This window comes from Pseudomonas sp. RIT-562, from assembly GCF_026241895.1.
Lineage (GTDB): Bacteria > Pseudomonadota > Gammaproteobacteria > Pseudomonadales > Pseudomonadaceae > Aquipseudomonas > Aquipseudomonas mandelii_F.
Window position 1 is genome coordinate 41,433 of sequence record NZ_JAPJIV010000013.1, and the last position, 17,025, is coordinate 58,457.

Consider the following 17,025-nt stretch of genomic DNA (forward strand, 5'->3'; position numbering starts at 1 on the left):
TTTACGCAGGCGGGGTTTTTTACAGGTGTAGCTTGTACGGGGTTAAGGCTGGCTTACATCATGCCGCCCATGCCGCCCATACCGCCCATGTCTGGCATGCCGCCGCCAGCTGGAGCGTCGTCCTTGATCTCGGCGATCATGGCTTCGGTGGTGATCATCAGGCTGGCAATGGAAGCCGCTGCCTGAAGCGCCGAACGAGTCACTTTAGCCGGGTCGAGGATACCCATTTCGATCATGTCGCCGTATTCGCCGGTAGCAGCGTTGTAACCGTAGTTACCCGAACCCTGCTTGACCTTGTCGACTACTACGCTTGGCTCGTCGCCGGAGTTGGCAACGATCTGGCGCAGTGGCGCTTCAACAGCGCGACGCAGCAACTGGATACCAACGTCCTGATCAGCGTTGTCGCCTTTCAGTTCGGAGATAGCCTGCAGAGCGCGAACCAGTGCCACGCCACCGCCAGGTACCACGCCTTCTTCAACGGCTGCACGGGTAGCGTGCAGGGCGTCTTCAACGCGGGCTTTCTTCTCTTTCATTTCTACTTCGGAACCAGCGCCAACCTTGATCACTGCAACGCCGCCGGACAGCTTGGCCAGACGCTCTTGCAGTTTTTCACGGTCGTAGTCGGACGAAGTGTCGGCCACTTGCTGACGAATCTGCAGAACGCGAGCCTGGATATCAGTCTCAACGCCAGCGCCGTCGATCACGGTGGTGTTTTCTTTCGACAGGATCACGCGCTTGGCATTACCCAGGTGTTCCAGGGTAGTGCTTTCCAGGCTCAGACCGATCTCTTCGGAGATAACGGTACCGCCAGTCAGGACAGCGATGTCCTGCAGCATGGCCTTGCGACGGTCGCCGAAGCCTGGAGCCTTGACGGCTGCGACTTTAACGATGCCACGCATGTTGTTCACAACCAGAGTCGCCAGGGCTTCGCCTTCAACGTCTTCGGCCACGATCAGCAGTGGACGGCCGGCTTTGGCAACGGCTTCCAGTACTGGCAACATTTCGCGGATGTTCGAGATCTTTTTGTCGACCAGCAGGATCAGCGGACCGTCCAGCTCGGCAGTCATGGTCTCTGGCTTGTTGACGAAGTACGGGGACAGGTAGCCACGGTCGAACTGCATGCCTTCAACAACCGACAGTTCGTTTTCCAGGCCCGAGCCTTCTTCAACGGTGATCACGCCTTCTTTACCGACTTTTTCCATGGCTTCGGCAATGATGTCGCCGATGGAGCTGTCGGAGTTGGCCGAGATGGTGCCGACCTGAGCAATGGCCTTGGTGTCAGCGCAAGGCTTGGACAGGGCTTTGAGCTCTTTGACGATAGCGATGGTCGCTTTGTCGATGCCGCGCTTCAGGTCCATCGGGTTCATGCCGGCAGCGACGGCTTTCAGGCCTTCGTTGACGATCGACTGAGCCAGAACGGTAGCGGTGGTGGTGCCGTCGCCTGCGTCATCGTTGGCACGGGAGGCAACGTCTTTGACCAGCTGCGCGCCCATGTTTTCGAAGCGATCTTTCAGCTCGATTTCTTTAGCGACGGAAACGCCGTCCTTGGTGATGGTCGGAGCGCCGAAGCTCTTCTCGATGATCACGTTACGGCCTTTAGGGCCCAGGGTCGCTTTTACTGCGTCAGCCAGGACGTTTACACCGGCGAGCATTTTCTTGCGGGCGGAATCGCCGAATTTAACTTCTTTAGCAGCCATGATCGATATTCCTTAAATACTTTGTAGTAGCGGGAAAATGAGCGGGAAATCAGCCTTCGATAACAGCGAGAATCTCGTTCTCAGCCATTACCAGCAGGTCTTCGCCGTCAACTTTCACAGTGTTGCTGCCGGAGTACGGGCCGAACACAACCTTGTCACCCACTTTTACGGCCAGTGCACGCACTTCACCGTTTTCCAGCACGCGGCCGGTGCCGACAGCGAGGATCTCGCCGCTGTTGGCTTTTTCAGCAGCCGAACCTGGCAGGACGATACCGCCAGCGGTTTTCTTTTCTTCTTCGCTGCGACGGATGACGACGCGGTCATGCAGAGGACGAAGCTTCATTGTCGATCTCTCCTAATTGTGGTTTTCATCGGCCGGTGTAGTCCCGGCGGGTTTAACAAAATCCGGCGGTGCCGGGTGCGTCTCGACGAGCGTGACGCGGAAGTCTGTCTGGCGTGATCGCCAGAAACCTTGCGGTGACCGTTACATAAGGGCGCATAAGCTTATTACAAGGGCGGCCATCGAAAAATTTTTAGCTGGATGACCCGCAAACGATCACGGCACCCGAGGGTGCCGTGACGTGGAAAAGTGTTACTTGGAGTCTCGGTGTTCGAACTCACCTTCGATCACATCGGGCTCACGCCCCAGCGGTTGCCGCGGAGCGGGACCGCCCCGAGGCTGCAGGTCGTCGGCGAATGCACGCTGACGAATCGCCGCTTCTTCGGCACGCTGGCGCATTTTGTTGGCCAGCAGTCGACGGGAGATCGGCAGCAACATGATCAGGCCCAGCACGTCGGTGACAAAACCCGGCAGGATCAACAGGCCACCCGCCAGGGCTAGCATCAGGCCTTCAAGCATGGTCTGGGCGGGCAGTTCGCCGCGATTCAGGCTTTCACGAGCACGCAACGCAGTGGCCAACCCGGCGATACGCAGCACAAACACGCCGAGCATCGAGCCGAGAATTACCAGGAGCAGGGCCGGGAAAAACCCGATCGCCCCACTCACCTTGACGAATACGAACAGCTCCAACACCGGAAACAGTACAAAGAGCAATAAAAAAGGGCGCATCAAATGGTTCCTCAACGCAAGAATGCCTTGCCAGTAATCCCTAGATGACGTCGCCATTTCGTGAATTCAAGCGCTGGCTACTGCATTTTTTGGCCAATGCTCGGCGTGAGCCAGGAAAACCAAGGCTTCGCGCACTTGTGTCGGCGTATTACATGGCGCCTGGAACGGCAACCAGTACAGGCTCTGACCGATACGCAGGTGCATGCCTTCGGTATCGATACCGGCCAGCACGGCAGGCTCGGTTTTCGGCAGCCCGGCCAGTTCGACATAGTGGGCGATGGCTTTGCCGTGATCGGCATTCATGTGCTCGACCATGCTCACTTCGGCCTTGCCGGCAAAGGGGTTGGCCAGGGTCAGTTGATCGACCCAGTGAATCGCCCCAAACCCGCCGATGTAGCGATGACGCACGGGTTTAAGCACCCAGAAGTCGAAATCATGCGCCTTGTGATAATTCTGCGAATCCGGGAAGTAGCGGTAGTACCGCTCTGCGGCAGCCTCGATGGCCGGAGATTCTTCCAGCTTTTCGGCTTCAGCGAGATAGGTCAGGCGGCCGACTGCTTGCACGTCCTCGGCGCCACGCTCGCCCACGAACAGCGAACATTTCGGATCTTTCTGCAGGTTGTGGGTGTGCTGGGCGATGCGGCTGATCAGTATCAGCGGTCGGCCCTGCTCGTCCAGGCAGTACGGGACGACTGAACCGAACGGGAAACCGGGCATGGCCTTGGAGTGGGTCGACAGCACCCCACGGTATTCCTTGAGAAGCAATTCTCGGGCATTCTTGGCCGCTTCAACGCTCAATTTATGACTCCTTATATAGAATCCGTCGAAAAAACGGACGGGCGACTGGGGATAGTTTCCAGTCGCCATCGGGCAATTCTCATGTGCAACGCGTTCACGACCGGTGCAGATAAGAGCGGCTCTCTAGAAGGATGACCACTCAAACTGCGACCAGGGCATGCGAATGCAACTCACTGACAAAGTAATCATTATCACTGGCGGTTGCCAGGGTTTAGGCCGCTCGATGGCCGAGTATTTCGCCGGCAAGGGCGCGAAGCTGGCGCTGGTCGACCTCAATCAGGAAAAACTCGACGACGCCGTTGCCGCGTGTAAGGCCAAGGGTGTCGACGCGCGCGCGTACCTGTGCAACGTCGCCAATGAAGAACAGGTGACGCACATGGTCGCCCAAGTGGCCGAGGATTTCGGCGCAATCCATGGCCTGATCAACAACGCCGGGATCCTGCGCGATGGCCTGCTGCTCAAGGTCAAGGACGGCGAAATGACCAAGATGAGCCTGGCCCAGTGGCAGGCAGTCATCGATGTGAACCTGACCGGTGTGTTCCTGTGCACCCGAGAGGTTGCGGCGAAGATGGTCGAGCTGAAAAACAGCGGTGCGATTATCAATATTTCCTCGATTTCCCGTGCCGGCAATGTGGGTCAGACCAACTACTCCGCTGCCAAGGCTGGCGTGGCTGCGGCCACCGTGACCTGGGCCAAGGAACTGGCGCGTTACGGTATTCGAGTGGCGGGTATTGCGCCGGGCTTCATCGAAACCGAGATGACCCTGGGCATGAAGCCAGAGGCGCTGGAGAAAATGACTTCGGGAATTCCGCTCAAGCGTATGGGCAAGCCCGAGGAGATAGCCCACTCGGCGGCTTACATCTTCGAGAACGACTACTACACCGGGCGGATTCTGGAGATGGATGGCGGGTTGCGGATCTAAGGCCACCCTAAAACCACTGTAGGAGTGAGCCTGCTCGCGATGGGGGCTTAACATTCACCCTTGATGGTGACTGTTAAACCGTTATCGCGAGCAGGCTCACTCCTACAGGGGGACCGCATTTGATCAGCGGGTTAATCGTCGCTGATGGTGATGTTCGGCATCGCCGGAGATGCCGCTTCCTGCAGTACGATGCGCGCGCCGACGTGGCGGGCCAGTTCCTGATACACCAGCGCAATCGGGCTGTCCGGCTCGGCGATCACCGTAGGCTTGCCGCCATCCGCCTGCTCGCGGATGGCCATGGCGAGCGGCAGAGAGGCGAGCAATTCCACCCCGTACTGCGTCGCCAGTTTCACCCCGCCGCCTTCACCGAACAGATGCTCGGCATGTCCGCAGTTGGAGCAGATGTGCACGGCCATGTTTTCCACGACACCCAGCACCGGGATGTTGACCTTGCGGAACATCTCCACGCCTTTGCGCGCGTCCAGCAAAGCCAGGTCCTGTGGCGTGGTGACGATCACGGCACCGGCCACCGGGACTTTCTGCGCCAGGGTCAACTGGATGTCGCCAGTGCCTGGAGGCATGTCGATCACCAGGTAATCCAGGTCGCCCCAGGCGGTTTGAGTCACCAGCTGCAACAGCGCCCCGGACACCATAGGGCCGCGCCAGACCATCGGCGTGTTGTCGTCGGTGAGGAACGCCATGGACATCACTTCAACGCCATGGGACTCGATCGGCACGAACCACTTCTGATCCTTGACCTTTGGGCGAGTGCCTTCAGCAATACCGAACATGATGCCCTGGCTCGGACCATAGATGTCCGCGTCCAGAATCCCGACCTTGGCGCCTTCACGCGCCAGCGCCAGCGCCAGGTTGGCGGCGGTGGTGGATTTGCCTACGCCGCCTTTGCCAGAGGCTACGGCAACTACGTTCTTCACGTTGGCCAGGCCTGGAATTTGCGCCTGGGCTTTGTGCGCGGCGATCACGCTGGTGATGTCAACGCGGGCACTGGTGACTCCGTCGAGACCTTCGATAGCCATCTGCAGCATCTGCGACCAGCCGCTCTTGAACAGACCGGCGGCATAGCCCAGTTCCAGCCGCACGCTGACGCGATCACCCTGGATATCAATGTTGCGCACGCACCCGGCGCTGACCGGGTCCTGATTCAAATAAGGGTCGGTGTATTGGCGAAGGACGGCTTCCACCGCTGCGCGATTGACGGCGCTCATGGGCAACTCCGATAACAGGACAGGAAAAACAGGCGGGTATCGTACCTGTTCTACAGGCCGGACGGCATGCTTTCAGGATGTGACAAGCAACCTGTTGAACTCGCGATCTGTGTAGCAGCTGGCGAAGCCTGCGTTCGGCGGCGAAGCCGTCGTAAAACAAGACACTGCGGTGTTCAGGTAGTCCGAGTTGCCAGGATTCACGACGGCTTCGCCGCCGAACGCAGGCTTCGCCAGCTGCTACAAAGGTCCGCAGTGACCGGTAGCGGGGGTGAAAAATCTGCGCCAGCGCTTTATAGTGGCCGACCTCCGTTTCATCAAGTAGCCGAGCCCCATGTCCGAGCCACGCAAGATCCTCGTCACCAGCGCCCTGCCCTATGCCAATGGTTCGATCCATCTTGGCCACATGCTGGAATATATCCAGACCGACATGTGGGTGCGCTTCCAGAAGCACCGCGGCAATCAATGCATCTATGTCTGCGCCGACGACGCCCACGGTTCGGCGATCATGTTGCGCGCGGAAAAGGAAGGCATCACCCCGGAACAACTGATCGCCAACGTCCAGGCTGAACACAGCGCCGACTTTGCCGAGTTCCTGGTCGATTTCGACAATTTCCACTCCACTCACGCCGAAGAAAACCGTGAGCTGTCGAGCCAGATCTACCTGAAGCTGCGCGACGCCGGGCACATCGCCCAGCGCTCGATCACTCAGTACTTCGACCCGGAAAAGAAAATGTTCCTGGCCGACCGCTTCATCAAGGGCACCTGCCCGAAGTGCGGCACTGAAGACCAGTACGGCGACAACTGCGAAAAATGCGGTGCGACCTACGCGCCGACCGACCTGAAGGATCCGAAGTCGGCGATCTCTGGCGCCACTCCGGTGCTCAAGGATTCCCAGCACTTCTTCTTCAAGCTGCCGGACTTCCAGGAAATGCTCCAGGCCTGGACCCGCAGCGGCACCCTGCAAGACGCCGTGGCCAACAAGATCGCCGAATGGCTGGATGCCGGCCTGCAACAGTGGGATATCTCCCGCGACGCGCCGTATTTCGGCTTCGAAATCCCGGGCGAGCCAGGCAAATACTTCTACGTCTGGCTGGACGCGCCAATCGGTTATATGGCCAGCTTCAAGAACCTTTGCGCCCGTCGTCCAGACCTGGACTTCGACGCGTTCTGGGCCAAGGACTCCACCGCCGAGCTTTACCACTTCATCGGCAAGGACATCGTCAACTTCCACGCCCTGTTCTGGCCAGCAATGCTTGAAGGTGCGGGTCTGCGTAAGCCGACCGGCATCAACGTGCACGGCTACCTGACCGTCAATGGTCAGAAAATGTCCAAGTCCCGTGGAACGTTCGTCAAGGCCCGGACCTACCTGGACCACCTGTCGCCGGAATACCTGCGTTACTACTACGCGGCCAAGCTGGGCCGTGGCGTCGATGACCTGGACCTGAATCTCGAAGACTTCGTGCAGAAGGTCAACTCCGACCTGGTGGGCAAAGTCGTCAACATCGCCAGTCGTTGCGCCGGCTTCATCCAGAAAGGCAATGCCGGTGTGCTGGTGGCGGGTAATGCCGCGCCAGAACTCACCGACGCCTTCCTGGCCGCCGCACCCAGCATCGCCGAAGCGTACGAGGCTCGCGACTTTGCCCGGGCCATGCGCGAGATCATGGGCCTGGCCGACCGCGCCAACGCCTGGATCGCCGACAAGGCACCGTGGTCGCTGAACAAGCAGGAAGGCAAGCAGGACGAAGTGCAGGCCATCTGCGCCCTGGGTATCAACCTGTTCCGCCAGCTGGTGATCTTCCTCAAGCCGGTCCTGCCGTTGCTGGCCGCCGACGCCGAGGCGTTCCTGAACGTCGCTCCGCTGACCTGGAATGATCACGCCACCCTGCTGAGCAATCACCAGTTGAACGAGTTCAAGCCATTGATGACTCGCATCGACCCGGTGAAAGTCCAAGCCATGACCGACGCTTCGAAAGAAGACCTGACCGCCAGCGCAACCGACACCGGCGCAGCGGCACCGACCGGCAATGGCGAGCTGGCCAAGGATCCGTTGTCGCCGGAGATCGAGTTCGATGCGTTTGCCGCAGTCGACCTGCGAGTCGCGCTGATCCTCAAGGCTGAAGCCGTGGAGGGTGCCGACAAACTGCTGCGCCTGACCCTGGACATCGGTGATGAGCAACGCAATGTGTTCTCCGGGATCAAGAGCGCTTATCCGGACCCGTCCAAGCTCAATGGTCGCCTGACCATGATGATCGCCAACCTCAAGCCACGTAAAATGAAGTTTGGCATCTCCGAAGGCATGGTGATGGCGGCCGGTCCTGGCGGCGAAGAAATCTATCTGCTCAGCCCGGACAGCGGCGCCAAGCCGGGTCAGCGCATCAAGTAGGCTTCGATTTGCTCGACCGATCCCACAGTCGTGCCTGGCATGCCTGTGGGATTTTCATGTCTGGCCCATAATCAATGCTGGCCGCTCCTATGCAGATGTTCAGCTGCCTGTAACATCGGACGATCATGACCGAGATTATTCTTACGCTTGTCAGCGCAGCCCTGATCAACAATTTCGTGTTGCATTGGCCGCTGGGCGTCGATCCGCTATTGGCAGCCGAGCGCCGCCAGGTACACGCACTGGGGATTGCTACGACCTGCCTGATGCTGGTCGCCGGCTTACTCGCTCATGCGCTCCATCTGTGGCTGCTGGTGCCCCTGCACCTGACCTCGCTGGAACTGTTGGTATTCCTGCCGCTGAGTGTGTTGTTGATCAATCCATTGTTGAAGCTGCTGTCTGCTGCACTACCGCAGCTTTCCTTCGACCGGCTTTGGCCATTGATACTGGGCAACGCCGCCGTGCTTGGCCTGATGCTGATCAACGCGCGAGACGACCAGGGGATTTTGCGCGCTACTGCTCTGAGCCTCGGCGCAGGTCTGGGCTTCTGGCTGGTGCTTAGCCTGTTCAGCGACTTGCGCCAACGGACACTTGATAACGATGTCCCCCTGCCCTTTCGCGGCCTGCCGATCGATCTGATCAGCGCCGGACTGATTGCAGTGGCTTTTCTCGGATTTAGCGGACTGATCAAAACATGAGTCTGATTCAACGCATCGACGCCCTCCTGCCGCAAACCCAATGCGGCAAGTGCGGCCATCCAGGATGCAAACCCTACGCCGAAGGCATAGTTGCCGGCGAGCCGATCAACAAATGCCCCCCCGGTGGCGAGGAAACTATTGCCGCGCTCGCTGAGCTACTGAAGGTTCCCGTGCTGGAGCTGGACGTCAGCCGCGGCTCGGCGCCGGCGCAAATCGCCTACATCCGGGAAGCCGAGTGCATTGGTTGCACCAAGTGCATCCAAGCGTGCCCTGTGGACGCGATTGTCGGTGCGGCGAAATTGATGCACAGCGTGATCATCGATGAGTGCACCGGCTGTGACCTCTGCGTGGCGCCCTGCCCGGTGGACTGCATCGAGATGCGGCCGTTGCCCGTGGCAACTGTCGTGCCGGTCGTCGGTGGGCTGGCCATCAGTCTCGAAGAACACCGCCTGCGAGCCGCCAAACGCAACCACGCTCGCAGCCGCTTCGAACAGCGCAACGCGCGATTGCATCGCGAGGAACAGCAGCGAGTCGCCGAGCGCCTGGCCCGGGCAAAACGGGCCGAGCCCCAGGCGAATGAGGTGGCGCAGAACCCGGTACAGGCCGCGCTCGAGCGGGTTCGCGCGCAGAAGGCCGCAGGCGCTGATGCGGCGTTGAAAAAGGCCAAGATCGAAGTGGCCATGAGTCGCGCGCAACTGAACAAATCACTCAAGGCGTTCGGGCATCCCCCAACCTTTGATCAACAATCGCAGTTGATCGTACTGCAGCAGCAGTTCGAAGCCGCCGAACAGGCCTTGGCGAAACTGGTGCACGCCCATGCCAGCCCTTGAACCGGTCGATGAGCGCCTGCAGCAGGCGATGAAACTGGTGTTGCTGGCGCTGCTGCCCGGTATGGCAGTGATGTTCTGGCTGTACGGCTGGGGCGTCTTGATCAACCTGGCCCTGGCAGGCATCAGCGCGCTGGCCGCTGAAGCGCTGGTGCTGCAACTGCGCAAGCGACCGCTGTGGCCAACCTTGCAGGACGGCAGCGCACTGGTCACGGCGACCCTTCTGGCCCTGGCCTTGCCTGCCTATTGCCCATGGTGGGTGACCGTCAGCGCCGCCCTCTGCGCGATGTTGTTCGGCAAGCATCTGTATGGCGGTGTTGGCAGCAACCCGTTCAACCCGGCGATGCTCGGTTTTGCCCTGGTGATGGTGAGTTTCCCGCAGCAGCTGACTCTTTGGCCGGCCTCGCATGGCATGGAGTTTTTGGACGGCATGCGCCACGTCTTCGGTTTCGGCCTGGATCAAGCCCCGGATGCCTGGGCTCAAGCCACCGCACTGGACAGTCTGCGGATCAACAAGAGCCTGACGATGGACGAGCTGTTCGCAGCCAATCCGGCGTTCGGTCGCTACGGCGGACACGGCGTGGAGTGGGTCAACCTGGCCTTTCTCGCCGGCGGCGTCTTTTTGTTGCAGCGCCGGGTGTTCAGCTGGCATGCGCCGGTCGGAATGCTGGCGAGTCTGTTCGTCATCAGCCTGTTGTGTTGGAACGGCTCGGGCTCCGATTCCAACGGCTCACCACTGTTTCACCTGCTGAGCGGCGCAAGCATGCTGGGTGCATTTTTCATCGCCACCGAACCGGTGTCCGGGCCCCGAAGTCCTGGCGCGCGCCTGCTGTTCGGTGCGGGTATGGGGCTACTGATCTATCTGATCCGCACCTGGGGTGGCTATCCCGATGGGGTGGCGTTTGCCGTGCTGCTGATGAATCTATGCGTACCCGCGCTGGAGCGACTTGTCGCGTCCCGCCAGGGAAGGCTTGCGCCATGAATCGAACCGCAAGTTTTGCGACCCTGGCGTTACTGGCTGCCTTGGGCACGGGCATCACCTGGCTGGTGCAGCAGGCTGCTGCACCTCGCATTGCCGAGCAGCAACGAGTGCTCGACAGCCGTCACCTGCTCGATGTGCTCGCTCCCGGCAGCTATGACAATCAGCCATTGCAGCAACCGCTGCGCCTCGCCGACGTCCAGTTGGCCCATAGCACCCTGCTCGGCGGCTACCGCGCGATGCGATCCGGCCGGGTCACTGCCTTGTTACTGCGCAGCCAGACCCTGGGTTATGCGGGCAGCATCGACCTGATGATCGCCATTAACCCCGATGGCAGGCTGCTGGGCGTAAAAGCGCTGAAGCATTCGGAAACCCCGGGGCTCGGTGCGCACATCGCCGACTGGCCCCAGGGCTGGCTACAGGTTTTCGCCGGCCGGTCTCGAGCCGACCCCGCCGACACCGGATGGGCGTTGAAAAAAGATCAGGGACAGTTCGACCAGATTGCCGGTGCAACCATCACTTCACGGGCGGCGATCAATGCGGTGCATGACGCCTTGAGCTATTTTGACGAACATCGGCAGGCACTGATTGGAGTTGACGGCCAATGACCCGGTCCACCTTGCTGAACGCCCTGATGCTGACTCCGTTGATTGGTGCCACTTACTCGTGGAAAACCGCTCTGGGCGTATGGCTGATGTTCGTCGCAGCCAACAGCGCATTCGGCTTGGCCATGGCAGGCCTGCGCGGCCGACTGGTACCTGCCAGCCACCTTTTGGCCGCAGTGCTCCTGGCGGCGACGCTGACCAGTTGCCTGCAACTGGCCATGCAAGCCTGGGCCCTGCAATGGCACCAGCAGCTCGGACTGTACTCAGGACTGATTGCCTTGCAATGCGTGGTGCTGGAGCACAGCGGATTTCATCAGCGCCCATGGCGTGAGCGCCTGCTTCAGGGTGCAGTATTTGGCTTACTGATGGTGGGCCTGGGCGTATTACGCGAATTGCTTGGCGAGAGTGGATTACGCCTGGCCACTCTTGCGCCGGGCGGCTTCATTCTGCTGGGCCTGTTAGTCGCTGCCTGGCAAGCCTGGGCCCGACCCACCTCATCGAATTGATCCATGCGAGGAAACGCACTGCCCATGAATGCCGCAAAACGTCTGGAAATTTTCCGCAGGCTGCACGAAGACAACCCGGAACCAAAAACCGAGCTTGCCTACTCCTCCCCGTTCGAACTGCTGATTGCAGTAATCCTCTCGGCGCAGTCGACCGACGTCGGAGTCAACAAGGCCACTGCCAGGCTTTACCCCATAGCCAATACCCCGGCGGCTATCCATGCACTGGGCGTCGAGGGACTGTCGGAGTACATCAAGACCATCGGGCTGTTCAACAGCAAGGCGAAGAATGTCATCGAGACCTGTCGTCTTCTGGTGGAACGCCACGGCGGCGAGGTGCCGCAAACCCGCGAAGAACTGGAGGCGTTACCGGGCGTGGGTCGCAAAACCGCGAATGTGGTGCTTAACACCGCGTTTCGGCAACTGACCATGGCGGTGGACACTCACATTTTTCGGGTGAGCAACCGTACCGGAATCGCTCCAGGCAAGAACGTGGTCGAGGTTGAGACAAAGTTAATGAAGTTTGTGCCCAAGGAATATCTACTCGACTCCCACCACTGGCTGATCCTCCACGGACGCTATGTGTGCCTCGCGCGCAAGCCTCGCTGCGGTAGCTGCCGCATCGAAGACTTGTGCGAATACAAGCACAAGACTTCGGACGATTGAGTGGCTATTGGATTTATTGATCAACCGATTGAAAAAATCTTTTTTACCCGCTGGGAGATTATCGATATAAGAGGCGCCAAAGGCATCTTTAGCCTGGAGTTAACCTATGAGCACTGGCAAAGAGCAATTGGACGTCGAGGACGATTTTACTCCCGTGGAGGCTGATGACGCCGAACCGGTGGTGGAAGTGGCAAAGACCAACCTGAGCAAGCGCCGCACTATCGATAATTTGCTCGAGGAGCGCCGACTGCAAAAGCAACTGGCGGATTACGATTTTGACTTGTGAAACCTTAAAGCCTCCCGAAACGGAGGCTTTTTACTATGCGCTCAACCTCGATCAGCGCTTGCGCCGTCAAACCAGACCATTGCGTTGAGCGAGCTCGATCAGGTCGACCAGAGAACGTGCATTGAGTTTTAGGAGCAAGCGGGTTTTGTAAGTGCTGACTGTCTTATTGCTAAGGAACATTCCGTCAGCAATTTCCTTGTTGGTTTTTCCTTTTGCCAGTTGTTGCAAGACCATCATCTCGCGTCCCGATAGACGGTCCACCATATCAGCTTCACTGGCATTACCCAGACTTGAGCGCACGGTATGCAGCGCTTGATTGGGGAAGTAACTGTATCCCGACAGTACAGCCTTGATTGCACTTAGCAATTCCGTGAGGTCCTGCTGTTTGCATACATACCCGGCCGCGCCCGACTGCATGCAACGCATGGAAAAATGCCCCGGTGCCTGTGAAGTCAATATCAGTACTTTCATCGGCATCACAGGTGATGCCAGCCGCGCGATGACTTCCAACCCGTCCAACTTCGGTATTCCGATATCCAGAATGACAATATCCGGCATATGGTCGCGGGCAAGTTGCAATGCGTCGACGCCATTATCCGTTTCTGCAACGACTTCGTAGCCATGACGCTCCATCAGCATACGCACCGCAAGACGAATGACGGGGTGATCATCCACGATCAGCACTTTATTCATGGGCAAGTCCAATTTTCGCTGTTCGAATTTTTAGAGCAGGCACAATAGCCTAGTCGTTTCACCCATGGCATGGTGCCCCCCCCGCCCGCGCACACCAAGAGACATACCCTACAAAACATAAGGAAAATTCCTACAAAAAATCCTTGAACTGAGCGAGCCGGAATGATGGCACTGCCTGCAAAAATCCATTTTGACCCAGTTTTTTGTATCGGAATGCAAGATCGCCAATTTGTATCAATTCCAGAAAATTCACCAAGTCGTCGCGATGGATCAAATCAACCTAACACCCAGGGCAAACCTGGCACGCAATTGTCGATCTGATATTTATGAGGGCCAGAGCAATAATTACCGACAAAAACAACAATCATTCACGCTAAAAAGAGTGCATATTGAAACCACAACACCCCCAACTTAACGGAGGGCTATATCCCAAACATTTCGTAATTCAGGCTAATTAGCAAAACCCATTAAAATGAGTAAACGTCATGGACAGACTCAAGAAGAAAATAACCAACCCCATGTCAATAATTGCGATATTCGCAACATTGTCTGAAGCATCTGCAGCCGTCTCACTGCCTTTTCTCGACAACGATGATCGAGAAATGTATGTCTGGTTTCTAATCAGTTTTCCGTTCTATTTGCTATTTCTGTTCTTTGCTACATTGAACTTCAACTACCGCGCACTCTACGCACCTTCCGATTTCAAGTCTGATGAGCATTTCATGGAACTTACCGGTGGCAAAGGTACTTCCCTGAGCCCACTCAATACTGAGCCTGAGGCAGCTAGGCCACCCAACCTGACCCAGTGCTTTGCCCGCCTGTCCGAGCGAATCAAGCACCTCTACGTAATCGACATGCGCGCTGACGACTGCAACGCCGAGATTCGCGCCAAACTCAAGGATATTCAGCAAATCGAGGGTAAACGTGCGCATCTGGTGGTTTGCATTACGTCTACCGCCTCTCAGGAATTGCTCAGCAAGTGCGCGATGCTGAAACCCCGGAAGAAATACGGCAGCACCATGAGCTGCATATCTTTCAATCTGGATTCAAGAGAACTGAAATTCATCGCGCAACCTTGTCCACCTGCAGATCTGGGCGCTGTCGCCCCAATGCAATGAGGTGAATAGGACAAGACGGCAATGAATACACCCCACCCAACGCACGAGGCCGGAGACAGGCAACAATGATTTCAAACAAACCATTTCAAAAAAAAAGGCCTTGTCGATGACAAGGCCTTTTATGCATTGGCTTACAGGGCTTAGAACAGCTTGCGACCCTTGTTCGCGGCAATGCGCATGCGCAACGCGTTGAGCTTGATGAAGCCCGCTGCGTCGGCCTGGTTGTAGGCACCGCCGTCTTCTTCAAAGGTTGCGATATTGGCATCGAACAACGATTCGTCGGACTTGCGACCGGTGACGATCACGTTGCCTTTGTAGAGCTTCAGGCGCACAACGCCATTCACGTGCGCCTGGGATGCGTCGATCATCTGTTGCAGCATCAGACGCTCAGGGCTCCACCAGTAACCGGTGTAGATCAGGCTGGCGTATTTAGGCATCAGCTCGTCTTTGAGGTGAGCCACTTCACGATCCAGGGTGATCGATTCGATCGCACGGTGAGCGCGCAGCATGATGGTGCCGCCAGGAGTTTCGTAGCAGCCACGGGACTTCATCCCCACATAACGGTTCTCGACGATGTCGAGACGGCCGATACCGTGTTCGCCACCGATACGGTTCAGGGTCGCCAGAACTGTGGCCGGGGTCATTTCGACGCCGTCCAGCGCGACGATGTCGCCGTTGCGGTAGGTCAGTTCCAGGTATTGAGCCTTGTCTGGAGCCTTCTCCGGGGAGACGGTCCATTTCCACATGTCTTCTTCGTGCTCGGTCCAGGTGTCTTCCAGCACGCCGCCTTCATAGGAGATGTGCAGCAGGTTGGCATCCATCGAGTACGGGGATTTCTTCTTGCCGTGACGCTCGATCGGAATCGCGTGCTTCTCGGCGTAATCCATCAGCTTCTCGCGGGACAGCAGGTCCCACTCGCGCCATGGAGCAATCACTTTTACACCAGGCTTCAAGGCATAGGCGCCCAGTTCGAAACGAACCTGGTCGTTACCTTTGCCGGTGGCGCCGTGGGAAATCGCGTCAGCGCCGGTTTCGTTGGCGATTTCGATCAGGCGCTTGGCGATCAACGGACGAGCGATGGAAGTACCCAGCAGGTACTCACCTTCGTAAACGGTGTTGGCGCGGAACATCGGGAAAACGAAATCGCGCACGAACTCTTCGCGCAAATCGTCGATGTAGATCTCTTTGACGCCCATGGCCTGAGCCTTGGCGCGTGCAGGTTCGACCTCTTCGCCCTGCCCCAGGTCAGCGGTGAACGTCACCACTTCACAGTTATAAGTATCCTGCAGCCACTTGAGGATCACCGAAGTGTCCAGGCCGCCGGAATACGCCAGAACGACCTTGTTTACGTCCGCCATGCCATCACTCCACGGGGTTCTACGGAAAGCCGTCGAGTCTACCGGTCATGCGCGTTAATTTACAGAGGCGCGACAGCTTATGACGACGAAGCGACAGATTCTGTCGAGAGCGCGACGATGACCGACCGGTCAGGAAGTTGCCGGCGCGTTGCCGGGCGCGCTGATCTGAGGGGCGACCTGAGGGCTGGCCTTGTCCGACGCCACACGCTCCAGGCGCACTGCAACCCGGCGGTTCTTCGCCCGGTTGGCGGCGCTGGTGTTGGGTGCCAGCGGATAACGTTCGCCGTGGAAACGCAGGGTCACCTGGGACTCGAGAATGCCATTGGCCTTGAAGAATTCCATCACCGCCAGGGCGCGGCGCCGAGACAGGTCACGGTTGGTCAAGCGGTTACCGCTGTTGTCCGAGTGGCCATCGAGTTCGATATGATTGACCGTCGGATCGGCCTTCATATATTCCAGCATCACCTGCAACTGGCCCTTGGCGCGGGCGTCGAGATCCATGCTTTCACCGGGGAAACCGATCTGCGACTGCCTCACCTGTTCGAAATTCTTCGGCAACAGCTTCGCCACACAACCCTGATAGTCGTTGAACGCCTGGCTGAACTTGACGGGCAACAGCCGCACTTCCGAGACCCGCCCATCACCCGACGAATGCCGTATCACCGGGCTGCGGCCGTCGAGCAAACCACTGATCAGGCGGCCGGCCTGGACCTGGGACGTATTGAACAGCACGTTGCCACTGCCAATCTGCACCGAACCCAGGTTGATGTCGCCACGCCCTGGCTGCCAGGGCGCCGCAGCCGCCAGCAGCGTCGCCGAGCCACCGCCGATCATCGCGTTGTAGGCCGTAAGGCGGAACACTGCCTGCTCGCCCGCGCGGCGGACGAACTCGCCCGAGCCGAAGTCGGTGATCGGCTGGGCCAGACGGCATTCGAATTTGTCGCCTTCGACCGTCCACTCGGTGCTTTCCAGACGGGTCTGGAACGTCAGCGCCATCGCGGGGACGCTGGCAAACACACTGAACAAGGCTAAATAACGCTGGCGCACGGCAGGCTCCACTGGCTTCTACAACTGAAAGACCGACACTGACTTGTTTACGGCATACCTGTTGGATATCGGAAGGTTGTCGCAAAACTTGATAGCGAGTGCCTGGAAGAGTCTTTTCCGGTAGCATTCCCCTCAGTTTGACCCGCCTGGAAT

General features: G+C 58.4%; 17 protein-coding genes and 1 pseudogene. 10 read left to right on the forward strand and 8 right to left on the reverse strand.

Annotation, left to right across the window (positions count from 1 at the left end):
* Nucleotides 1-53: 53 nt before the first annotated feature.
* The 4 genes from groL to ORL50_RS16845 all read right to left on the reverse strand — a co-directional run bounded on the left by groL (nucleotide 54) and on the right by ORL50_RS16845 (nucleotide 3,564).
* Nucleotides 54-1,697, reverse strand: coding sequence for a chaperonin GroEL (gene groL, locus ORL50_RS16830; RefSeq protein WP_028622852.1), 1,644 nt, complete (start codon nucleotides 1,695-1,697; stop codon nucleotides 54-56).
* Nucleotides 1,698-1,746: 49 nt separating this feature from the next.
* The gene (locus ORL50_RS16835; protein ID WP_054045166.1) at nucleotides 1,747-2,040 is read right to left on the reverse strand and encodes a co-chaperone GroES; all 294 of its coding nucleotides are present in this window, start codon (nucleotides 2,038-2,040) and stop codon (nucleotides 1,747-1,749) included.
* Nucleotides 2,041-2,289: 249 nt separating this feature from the next.
* The gene (locus tag ORL50_RS16840) at nucleotides 2,290-2,766 is read right to left on the reverse strand and encodes an FxsA family protein (protein ID WP_045057989.1); all 477 of its coding nucleotides are present in this window, start codon (nucleotides 2,764-2,766) and stop codon (nucleotides 2,290-2,292) included.
* 66 nt (nucleotides 2,767-2,832) lie between these two features.
* Entirely contained in the window at nucleotides 2,833-3,564 is a 732-nt protein-coding gene (locus ORL50_RS16845) for a HugZ family pyridoxamine 5'-phosphate oxidase (protein WP_266016566.1), read from the reverse strand.
* A 163-nt stretch (nucleotides 3,565-3,727) separates the two neighbouring features.
* Here ORL50_RS16845 and ORL50_RS16850 point away from each other — a divergent pair, with 163 nt between their 5' ends.
* Nucleotides 3,728-4,486, forward strand: coding sequence for an SDR family oxidoreductase (locus tag ORL50_RS16850; protein ID WP_266016568.1), 759 nt, complete (start codon nucleotides 3,728-3,730; stop codon nucleotides 4,484-4,486).
* 131 nt (nucleotides 4,487-4,617) lie between these two features.
* Here the strand turns inward: ORL50_RS16850 and apbC are convergent, their stop codons facing one another.
* A complete protein-coding gene (apbC, locus tag ORL50_RS16855) occupies nucleotides 4,618-5,712 on the reverse strand; it encodes an iron-sulfur cluster carrier protein ApbC (protein WP_266016569.1) in 1,095 nt (364 codons plus the stop codon).
* A 331-nt stretch (nucleotides 5,713-6,043) separates the two neighbouring features.
* Here apbC and metG point away from each other — a divergent pair, with 331 nt between their 5' ends.
* The 8 genes and pseudogenes from metG (at nucleotide 6,044) to ORL50_RS16895 (ending at nucleotide 12,656) form a co-directional block, all read left to right on the forward strand.
* On the forward strand, nucleotides 6,044-8,095 hold the full coding sequence (metG, locus tag ORL50_RS16860) for a methionine--tRNA ligase (RefSeq protein WP_266016570.1): 2,052 nt from the start codon (nucleotides 6,044-6,046) through the stop codon (nucleotides 8,093-8,095).
* 125 nt (nucleotides 8,096-8,220) lie between these two features.
* On the forward strand, nucleotides 8,221-8,790 hold the full coding sequence (locus ORL50_RS16865; RefSeq protein WP_266016572.1) for an Rnf-Nqr domain containing protein: 570 nt from the start codon (nucleotides 8,221-8,223) through the stop codon (nucleotides 8,788-8,790).
* Nucleotides 8,787-9,596, forward strand: a pseudogene (rsxB, locus tag ORL50_RS16870) (electron transport complex subunit RsxB); the annotation flags it as partial. The gene ORL50_RS16865 and the pseudogene rsxB, both read left to right, overlap by 4 nt.
* Nucleotides 9,597-9,606: 10 nt before the next feature.
* The gene (locus tag ORL50_RS16875; RefSeq protein ID WP_266016573.1) at nucleotides 9,607-10,599 is read left to right on the forward strand and encodes an RnfABCDGE type electron transport complex subunit D; all 993 of its coding nucleotides are present in this window, start codon (nucleotides 9,607-9,609) and stop codon (nucleotides 10,597-10,599) included.
* Nucleotides 10,596-11,204, forward strand: a complete 609-nt coding sequence (locus ORL50_RS16880) for an RnfABCDGE type electron transport complex subunit G (RefSeq protein WP_266016574.1) — start codon at nucleotides 10,596-10,598, stop codon at nucleotides 11,202-11,204. The genes ORL50_RS16875 and ORL50_RS16880 overlap by 4 nt, the downstream gene beginning before the upstream one ends.
* On the forward strand, nucleotides 11,201-11,707 hold the full coding sequence (locus tag ORL50_RS16885; protein WP_266016575.1) for an Rnf-Nqr domain containing protein: 507 nt from the start codon (nucleotides 11,201-11,203) through the stop codon (nucleotides 11,705-11,707). The genes ORL50_RS16880 and ORL50_RS16885 overlap by 4 nt, the downstream gene beginning before the upstream one ends.
* 24 nt (nucleotides 11,708-11,731) lie before the next feature.
* Nucleotides 11,732-12,370, forward strand: a complete 639-nt coding sequence (gene nth, locus ORL50_RS16890; protein WP_266016576.1) for an endonuclease III — start codon at nucleotides 11,732-11,734, stop codon at nucleotides 12,368-12,370.
* 106 nt (nucleotides 12,371-12,476) lie between these two features.
* Nucleotides 12,477-12,656 carry a PA3496 family putative envelope integrity protein gene (locus tag ORL50_RS16895; RefSeq protein WP_007898493.1) on the forward strand — a complete coding sequence of 60 codons (180 nt, stop codon included), beginning with the start codon at nucleotides 12,477-12,479 and terminating at the stop codon, nucleotides 12,654-12,656.
* Nucleotides 12,657-12,722: 66 nt separating this feature from the next.
* On the opposite strand, the gene ORL50_RS16900 is transcribed toward ORL50_RS16895, so the two are convergent.
* A complete protein-coding gene (locus ORL50_RS16900) occupies nucleotides 12,723-13,349 on the reverse strand; it encodes a response regulator transcription factor (protein ID WP_266016581.1) in 627 nt (208 codons plus the stop codon).
* Nucleotides 13,350-13,834: 485 nt separating this feature from the next.
* Here ORL50_RS16900 and ORL50_RS16905 point away from each other — a divergent pair, with 485 nt between their 5' ends.
* Nucleotides 13,835-14,467, forward strand: coding sequence for a hypothetical protein (locus ORL50_RS16905; protein WP_266016583.1), 633 nt, complete (start codon nucleotides 13,835-13,837; stop codon nucleotides 14,465-14,467).
* Between the two features lie 140 nt (nucleotides 14,468-14,607).
* On the opposite strand, the gene ORL50_RS16910 is transcribed toward ORL50_RS16905, so the two are convergent.
* Together ORL50_RS16910 and ORL50_RS16915 are read right to left on the reverse strand one after the other, a co-directional pair.
* On the reverse strand, nucleotides 14,608-15,825 hold the full coding sequence (locus ORL50_RS16910) for an argininosuccinate synthase (protein ID WP_008032151.1): 1,218 nt from the start codon (nucleotides 15,823-15,825) through the stop codon (nucleotides 14,608-14,610).
* A gap of 129 nt (nucleotides 15,826-15,954) precedes the next feature.
* Nucleotides 15,955-16,872 carry a flagellar protein MotY gene (locus ORL50_RS16915; protein ID WP_266016584.1) on the reverse strand — a complete coding sequence of 306 codons (918 nt, stop codon included), beginning with the start codon at nucleotides 16,870-16,872 and terminating at the stop codon, nucleotides 15,955-15,957.
* Nucleotides 16,873-17,025: the final 153 nt, after the last annotated feature.

Excerpts from the sequence above, each read along its gene's own strand:
- groL (WP_028622852.1), bottom strand. The coding sequence starts at position 1,697 with ATGGCTGCTAAAGAAGTTAAATTCGGCGATTCCGCCCGCAAGAAAATG.
- ORL50_RS16835 (WP_054045166.1), bottom strand. The coding sequence starts at position 2,040 with ATGAAGCTTCGTCCTCTGCATGACCGCGTCGTCATCCGTCGCAGCGAA.
- ORL50_RS16840 (WP_045057989.1), bottom strand. The coding sequence starts at position 2,766 with ATGCGCCCTTTTTTATTGCTCTTTGTACTGTTTCCGGTGTTGGAGCTG.
- ORL50_RS16850 (WP_266016568.1), top strand. The coding sequence starts at position 3,728 with ATGCAACTCACTGACAAAGTAATCATTATCACTGGCGGTTGCCAGGGT.
- apbC (WP_266016569.1), bottom strand. The coding sequence starts at position 5,712 with ATGAGCGCCGTCAATCGCGCAGCGGTGGAAGCCGTCCTTCGCCAATAC.
- metG (WP_266016570.1), top strand. The coding sequence starts at position 6,044 with ATGTCCGAGCCACGCAAGATCCTCGTCACCAGCGCCCTGCCCTATGCC.
- ORL50_RS16865 (WP_266016572.1), top strand. The coding sequence starts at position 8,221 with ATGACCGAGATTATTCTTACGCTTGTCAGCGCAGCCCTGATCAACAAT.
- ORL50_RS16875 (WP_266016573.1), top strand. The coding sequence starts at position 9,607 with ATGCCAGCCCTTGAACCGGTCGATGAGCGCCTGCAGCAGGCGATGAAA.
- ORL50_RS16880 (WP_266016574.1), top strand. The coding sequence starts at position 10,596 with ATGAATCGAACCGCAAGTTTTGCGACCCTGGCGTTACTGGCTGCCTTG.
- ORL50_RS16885 (WP_266016575.1), top strand. The coding sequence starts at position 11,201 with ATGACCCGGTCCACCTTGCTGAACGCCCTGATGCTGACTCCGTTGATT.
- nth (WP_266016576.1), top strand. The coding sequence starts at position 11,732 with ATGAATGCCGCAAAACGTCTGGAAATTTTCCGCAGGCTGCACGAAGAC.
- ORL50_RS16895 (WP_007898493.1), top strand. The coding sequence starts at position 12,477 with ATGAGCACTGGCAAAGAGCAATTGGACGTCGAGGACGATTTTACTCCC.
- ORL50_RS16900 (WP_266016581.1), bottom strand. The coding sequence starts at position 13,349 with ATGAATAAAGTGCTGATCGTGGATGATCACCCCGTCATTCGTCTTGCG.
- ORL50_RS16905 (WP_266016583.1), top strand. The coding sequence starts at position 13,835 with ATGGACAGACTCAAGAAGAAAATAACCAACCCCATGTCAATAATTGCG.
- ORL50_RS16910 (WP_008032151.1), bottom strand. The coding sequence starts at position 15,825 with ATGGCGGACGTAAACAAGGTCGTTCTGGCGTATTCCGGCGGCCTGGAC.